Raw genomic sequence first — 5,756 nt, forward strand, 5'->3', positions numbered from 1 at the left:
ATGGAAACCGCCAGCCCATTCCCCGGAGGAAAACATGGTCAGGCAAAAGTGTAGCGGTATTAGGCGCAGCTATTTAGCGATCCCGGGACTGGAATCACAGGCGGCAGTGACTTGACGCTTACGGTTCTTTGAGCACTTAGTTTGCATAATTGGTGCTGTGAATTTAATCAAAAGGAAAGATAAATGGCTGATATGGCTTCAATTACAGCAGGGCTAAATGCAGTAAAGCTGGCTTTCAATATTGCAAAAGACCTTAAGGATGCAACCGCAGCGTTCAATGAAGCAGAGTTTCGATTAAAACTCAGCGAGTTATACTTAAGCCTGAGCGATGCCAGAATGAATCTCGCTGAAGCTCAACAGGAGATAAGTTCTCTGCAGGGGGAAATCTCATCTCTCAAAGCCCAACTCAGTACAGTTGATGAATTAGAATTCCGGGATGGTTTTTATTACAGAACTACATCTGTTGATGGAAAGCCAAATGGTCCTTTCTGTCCTAAGTGCTACGAAGGCTCTCCCAAAAAACTTTCCTCAGTGATGCAAGCCACAGGGATTAATGCCCATTTCGGCAGCAAATATTGCTATGCCTGTCAGAGCCATTTCTAACAGGATAAGTAGGATAGGGGGTTGTTAACGTTTCAGGCTGGCCTTGAACTCTGCCGGATTCACCAGCACTTGGTTAATGGCCCTGAGTTGTTCCTGAGCCCGGCTTGCGCTCGTCTTTTAGCCATCTTCTTGCTACGCACCGGCTTCATGCTCATTTTCGAACAATACCTTCGTCTCAAATGTTATAAATTGTGAGACTCCTCAAAACGACTTCAAATGTAGTATCAGAAATCGTGATTTATGTCTAATGATACTTCATAGTATCAATATCGATTTGTGAGACCATTATGGCATTACTGGGATATGCAAGGGTATCAACCAGCCATCAGAAGCTGACAGTGCAAATTACAGAGCTGAAATCAATTGGCGTTAGAGATGACAGAATTTTTACTGACATGATGTCGGGAGCCACGGACGACCGCGCAGGGTTGCAGCAGCTGCTTGCCCGGGCGGAAAAAGACGACATTATCATTTGTACCAAAATGGACCGGCTAGGGCGCAATACCGCAGATATGATCCATATCGTTGATGCCTGCTATAAAAAGGGGATTGCCATCCGTTTTCTTGAAAATGGCCTGAGTACCGAAGGGACAATGGGGAAAATGGTGATTCAGATTTTGGCTGCTGTGGCTGAGGCTGAACGGGAGCGTATTCTGGAACGTACCAACGAGGGACGGTTGATTGCTATGGCGTCCGGTGTGAAATTCGGACGTAAGCCCCACCTGAAATCGGACTCGGCCATGGCGCTTATTGATCAGAAACAACCAGCCAGAGTGGTTATGGAAAAAACAGGCATTTCGCGGGCCACTTACTTTCGGTTAAAAAAATACATTAAAAATCAGCAATCGAATAATAACTAAGGAATAAAATGAATAATAAAATACCTAACAATGTCATTGGCGCGGTGTCTTCAGTACTTAGTGAACATTATTTTAGCCATACGTCTTTAAATTCGCTGTTTATGGAATCAGGCGCACCTGGTGAGGTGCCAATGGGAAACTGTGAAACCAAATGCAGTAATTGGCTGAAAATTTGCAATGAAGACGACTCGATAGATGCAATTTCAGTATTAGGCAGTATCATCCAGAATTACATGGATTTACCTCCGAATTCATACTCTAGGGCTGGAGCTGGATCTACTGTCGAATATGGGCAAAAAAGAATAATCGATGCTTTATCTAAGAACCAATTAGTCTACAGACTCAATGGATTTATCACTAAATCAGGTTCGACTCCGATTTCTAAAACGCTAGAGGATTATCTGAAGTCTGGCGACTACTCATCTATTGAAAATGAGTTTCTTCGTGCAGTAGAGAATATTCAAACCGATCCGCATGCATCAGTCACCGCAGCATGTGCGATAATTGAATCTGCATTAAAATGCTACATAGAAAAATTCGATTTACCTATGCCACAAAAATTGAATGTAGCACCTCTTTGGGCTGCCGTGCAGCCGAGCTTGAACCTTAATGCCGACGCTACGTTAGCGGATGATCAGCACAAAATTTTAAAAGGAATTTCATCAATAATTGACGGTATTGGTGCATTCAGATCACATATAGGGAGTGCTCATGGGCGTGGTCAAAACCCTCCGCAGATCGTAGTTGCCGAAGCTAGACTCGCAGTCAATGCATCTCACACCTTAGTTGTATTTATTATGGATGTTATCCATGCGAATAAAATATAATTAGATTGGAGTTTCTATCTTTTTATAAAGGCATTGTAATATAATAATGCCTTTATAAATTTAGATAAGATTATCTTTTCAAGCTCGCACGAAATTCTTTTGGATTAACCAGAACTGGATTAATTGCTCGTAACTGTTCCTGTATACGAGCCTGAGCACGCCGCTTCGGCATCTTTGTGCTTCGCTCACGTTTGCCGTTACGATCCAATTCATCCATTTTATCCTGAGCCAATCGGAGCACTGCACCGAGTCGCTTATTATCGACAATTTGCCCCTGATCGATACAGTCCAGTTTATCGAATACCTGATAGGAGAGGGCGTGGTGGCCGTATTTGAAGGCGAGGGTGCCATCAGGGTAATCAAAGACCTTAATATTCTCCCCGGCAATTCGGGTGTTTTCTTCTGTGGGTTCAACCAGATATATCATCTTATCATAACGGAATGTTAATGATTTCGAGAGTTTACGGGTTTCCTGCCATGAGAAAATATCATCCAGATCCACAATCGTTTCTGCCACAGGGCGATGAAGGTTTTTTGGATATTTGGGCGTTTTGGCGAAGCGCTGGTTGAAGTTTACGATAAACGTTTCCAGCCAAGCATTGGCTTCTTCGATACTGCTTATTTTATTGAGGCGCATTTCTTTGATGAGCCTGTCCTGAAGTGTTTTGTTGGCACGCTCAACACGACCTTTTGCCTGAGGGCTGTTCGCACAGATAAGCTCAACACCAATATCGTGCAGGACTCGACCAAATTGAGTTCCAGATTTGCTTCCGGCGGCATGATTTACTCGAAAAATACCGTGTTTGTCGCTGTAAAATGCCAGCGGCTTACCATGTTTCTCAACATATTCACGGGTAGCAAGCATGTAGTCAAAGGCTGATTCGGTTTCACCAAAACGAAGATGCATTATGCGACCAGTGGCATCATCGACAAATACTAGAAGACAGCATTTAGGAGCGCGTCCTTCAAACCAGTCGTGAGGTGAACCATCTATTTGTACCAGCTCACCAAGGCAGTCTCGGCGATAACGTGGCTGGTACACTCGTGGTTTACGGCGTGAGTATGGTATCCACAATCCATCGGCAGTCATCCAGTTACGCAACGTGTCGACGGATACTGAAATATCGTGTCGTTCACTGAGTTTTTCTGCGGCGAGAGTTGGTCCAAAATCACTATATTTTTCGCGTAGCAGCGCCAGAATCCGCAGTTTAAGCGATTCAGGAATCCTGTGATTACCTGGCTGGCCACGGCGAAGGCTGGCTAATCCTGAAACGCCAGACTCACGATAACGATTCATCAGGCGCTGAACCTGTCGTTCGGTGAGGTTAAGTTGATGGGCTGCATCACGACGACGCATACGTTTATCGATAACTGCCTGAATAACGTTTATCCGGTTTAGCTCTTTATCTGACATGGTCACAAGCATCCTGATATCTCCACGGCAACAAGGTTTAATCCTTTATGCCAGAAAAAGTGACATCTCTAAATGGGTAGAAAGTGACATTAGAATATTGGAGCTACAATCTTGGTGCGCATAACAAAGATTATGTTAAATATTAAAACAAATAACATAAAAATCAATATGTTAAGAAGGTAACCAGCTACTTTCCCATTCCAGCAACCAGTCATGGAAGCTTTAGAAACAGAGTCCTCTCATGAGTTTGTGATGCCTTAAATCCATGGTGAGCATAGAAACCTTTGGCTTCTTCAGTAAGCGCATGAACCATTATCGCACGAACCCCAATGTTCTCAGCTACGCGATAACACCGTAGCACTGCATCGTGGAGTAAATCGGCGCCAACCCCTTTTCCGTGCAATGAGACATCTACCGCCAGGCGAGCGAGTATAATCACCGGTATAGGATCTGGCATGTTACGCCGAAGACTACCTGTCGCTTCCGTATGGTTAACGCTACCGGTGGCCAAAGAGTAAAAACCAGCTACTTGCTTCGTACCCGTCTTGCAAACAACGAACGTTCGGGCAGCGCCAAGAGCTTGATTTTTTAAACCTCTCTGTTTTAGCCATTCATCGAGGACTGTCTCTCCACTGACGAACTCAGCCAGCTGATGAGAGCTGGATAACGGCTCGGGCGTGGTTATACGTCCCACTGAGGTTTCCTTGCCAGTAGTTTATTAATGGCGGGCTCATCCTCGACTGGTGCATCGAGCATATCGATGAACTCTGCATACTGTTCGTCGTTAAAATTGAAAACACGGCGATCAAGGATCACATTCTCCGCAGCCTTGCAGGCCATCTCCAGGATAAAGTCGGTTCGCGATTTATGAAGGATCTCTGCAGCAGCATCGATGAGTGCTCTCTGAGACTCTTTAGCTCTTAGGTTGAGTTGAACATCTGATTTCATACACACCTCTCTTGTATAGCAATTGATATACAAGAATAACACAACACGAACGTATAGCAAATGCTATACACTTCAAAGTACCGATAATGCGTTTTATGTTAAATATCAGTTACTTGAATAGATTTCGTAACATAAGTTGATGTGTTTGTCGTGTCATGACAGCACAATCAGGGATGTCATCCCCTAACGAGGCAAGGACTAAGTTAATGAACAGAACAGATTAAGAAGTACAGACTCGCTGGCTTGAGAGCCGGCAGCCTGAAGATCGTACCTGTAATGAAGCGGAACAATTTTCGGATGAATGCTGGAAGAACGGTCTGCGGCTGGATAAAAGCCCGTCTGTGCACTATCAACTTCTGATGGAAACCATCCGCAGGACGCTGATCCCGCGGCCAAAGTGAAGCCCTCCGTCGGTCTCCACTATTATCGCTACCGGGTTAGCCGTCAGGCATGGCCCGGTTTAAAAAGATATGCTGACAGTTCTGCTGCAGTTATATCAAACTCGAGTTGCTGGATTAATTCTGCCAGTTTTTTCTCTGCAGTATCACGATCAAACTGATTTTGTACTATCTGGAGAGCAACCTGTTTTAGCTCCGGAGGGAGGTGTTCCAGATTGATATGATTATAACCCGAAATGTCATCATCCGAATTTTCGAAGAGCCAGCCGTAACTCATAAGGTCACCTGTTCTATTTCACAAATTTCCAGACACCTGGCGGTACCCGGTCATACAACTTTCCCATCGTCATCTCCGCCAGCCGGTGATCAACCGCGGCATTGAAATGCTCAAGCTCATCATCTGACAGAGAATATTTATTTTTTTCTATTACCCTTTCCAGGGTTTCCTTCGATGTACAGCGCCGTAGTCGTAAAATCCATTCCTGTTTCGTCATTAGTTTTTTATATCCTGAGGCGTCCCTAGTATTTAATTTTACAAATAACGCAAATTTCTTTCAGGCGTTATGGCCCGTGCCGTTCTGCTTAAGATAATCACTGATGCTCAGGCCGGACAGGCTTTGTTGAATAAATCGAACTTTTGCTGAGTTGAAGGATCAGATCACGTATCTTCCCGACAACGCAGACCGTTCCGTGGCAAAGCAAAAGT

General features: G+C 44.5%; 9 protein-coding genes. 4 read left to right on the plus strand and 5 right to left on the minus strand.

Going from position 1 to position 5,756, the window contains the following annotated elements:
• Positions 1-183: 183 nt before the first annotated feature.
• From GF617_RS26245 to GF617_RS26255, 3 genes are all read left to right on the plus strand, one after another.
• Positions 184-603 (plus strand): hypothetical protein, encoded by a 420-nt coding sequence (locus GF617_RS26245; RefSeq protein ID WP_233446946.1) that lies wholly within the window; start codon positions 184-186, stop codon positions 601-603.
• Positions 604-890: 287 nt separating this feature from the next.
• Positions 891-1,463, plus strand: coding sequence for a recombinase family protein (locus GF617_RS26250; protein ID WP_032676095.1), 573 nt, complete (start codon positions 891-893; stop codon positions 1,461-1,463).
• 8 nt (positions 1,464-1,471) lie between these two features.
• Complete coding sequence (locus GF617_RS26255) at positions 1,472-2,290, plus strand: abortive infection family protein (RefSeq protein ID WP_023307220.1); 819 nt, start codon at positions 1,472-1,474, stop codon at positions 2,288-2,290.
• A 70-nt stretch (positions 2,291-2,360) separates the two neighbouring features.
• On the opposite strand, the gene GF617_RS26260 is transcribed toward GF617_RS26255, so the two are convergent.
• The 5 genes from GF617_RS26260 to GF617_RS26280 form a co-directional block, all read right to left on the minus strand.
• Positions 2,361-3,704, minus strand: coding sequence for an ISNCY family transposase (locus tag GF617_RS26260; protein ID WP_080339306.1), 1,344 nt, complete (start codon positions 3,702-3,704; stop codon positions 2,361-2,363).
• Between the two features lie 211 nt (positions 3,705-3,915).
• Positions 3,916-4,398 carry a GNAT family N-acetyltransferase gene (locus tag GF617_RS26265; RefSeq protein WP_003026803.1) on the minus strand — a complete coding sequence of 161 codons (483 nt, stop codon included), beginning with the start codon at positions 4,396-4,398 and terminating at the stop codon, positions 3,916-3,918.
• Entirely contained in the window at positions 4,386-4,652 is a 267-nt protein-coding gene (locus tag GF617_RS26270; RefSeq protein ID WP_003026799.1) for a DUF1778 domain-containing protein, read from the minus strand. Before GF617_RS26270 ends, GF617_RS26265 begins: the two co-directional genes overlap by 13 nt.
• 444 nt (positions 4,653-5,096) lie before the next feature.
• Positions 5,097-5,327 (minus strand): hypothetical protein, encoded by a 231-nt coding sequence (locus GF617_RS26275; protein WP_023307222.1) that lies wholly within the window; start codon positions 5,325-5,327, stop codon positions 5,097-5,099.
• 13 nt (positions 5,328-5,340) lie between these two features.
• Positions 5,341-5,544, minus strand: coding sequence for an HHA domain-containing protein (locus tag GF617_RS26280; protein ID WP_004213596.1), 204 nt, complete (start codon positions 5,542-5,544; stop codon positions 5,341-5,343).
• A gap of 151 nt (positions 5,545-5,695) precedes the next feature.
• On the opposite strand from GF617_RS26280, the gene GF617_RS27340 reads away from it, so the two are divergent.
• Positions 5,696-5,756, plus strand: a 61-nt coding sequence (locus tag GF617_RS27340) for a hypothetical protein (RefSeq protein ID WP_225385476.1), incomplete at its 3' end; no start/stop codon positions are given.

This window comes from Lelliottia sp. RWM.1 (assembly GCF_016859735.1).
Lineage (GTDB): Bacteria > Pseudomonadota > Gammaproteobacteria > Enterobacterales > Enterobacteriaceae > Enterobacter.

Coding starts and splice junctions, on each gene's coding strand:
- GF617_RS26250 (WP_032676095.1), top strand. CDS start 891: ATGGCATTACTGGGATATGCAAGGGTATCAACCAGCCATCAGAAGCTG.
- GF617_RS26245 (WP_233446946.1), top strand. CDS start 184: ATGGCTGATATGGCTTCAATTACAGCAGGGCTAAATGCAGTAAAGCTG.
- GF617_RS26270 (WP_003026799.1), bottom strand. CDS start 4,652: ATGAAATCAGATGTTCAACTCAACCTAAGAGCTAAAGAGTCTCAGAGA.
- GF617_RS26255 (WP_023307220.1), top strand. CDS start 1,472: ATGAATAATAAAATACCTAACAATGTCATTGGCGCGGTGTCTTCAGTA.
- GF617_RS26280 (WP_004213596.1), bottom strand. CDS start 5,544: ATGACGAAACAGGAATGGATTTTACGACTACGGCGCTGTACATCGAAG.
- GF617_RS26260 (WP_080339306.1), bottom strand. CDS start 3,704: ATGTCAGATAAAGAGCTAAACCGGATAAACGTTATTCAGGCAGTTATC.
- GF617_RS26275 (WP_023307222.1), bottom strand. CDS start 5,327: ATGAGTTACGGCTGGCTCTTCGAAAATTCGGATGATGACATTTCGGGT.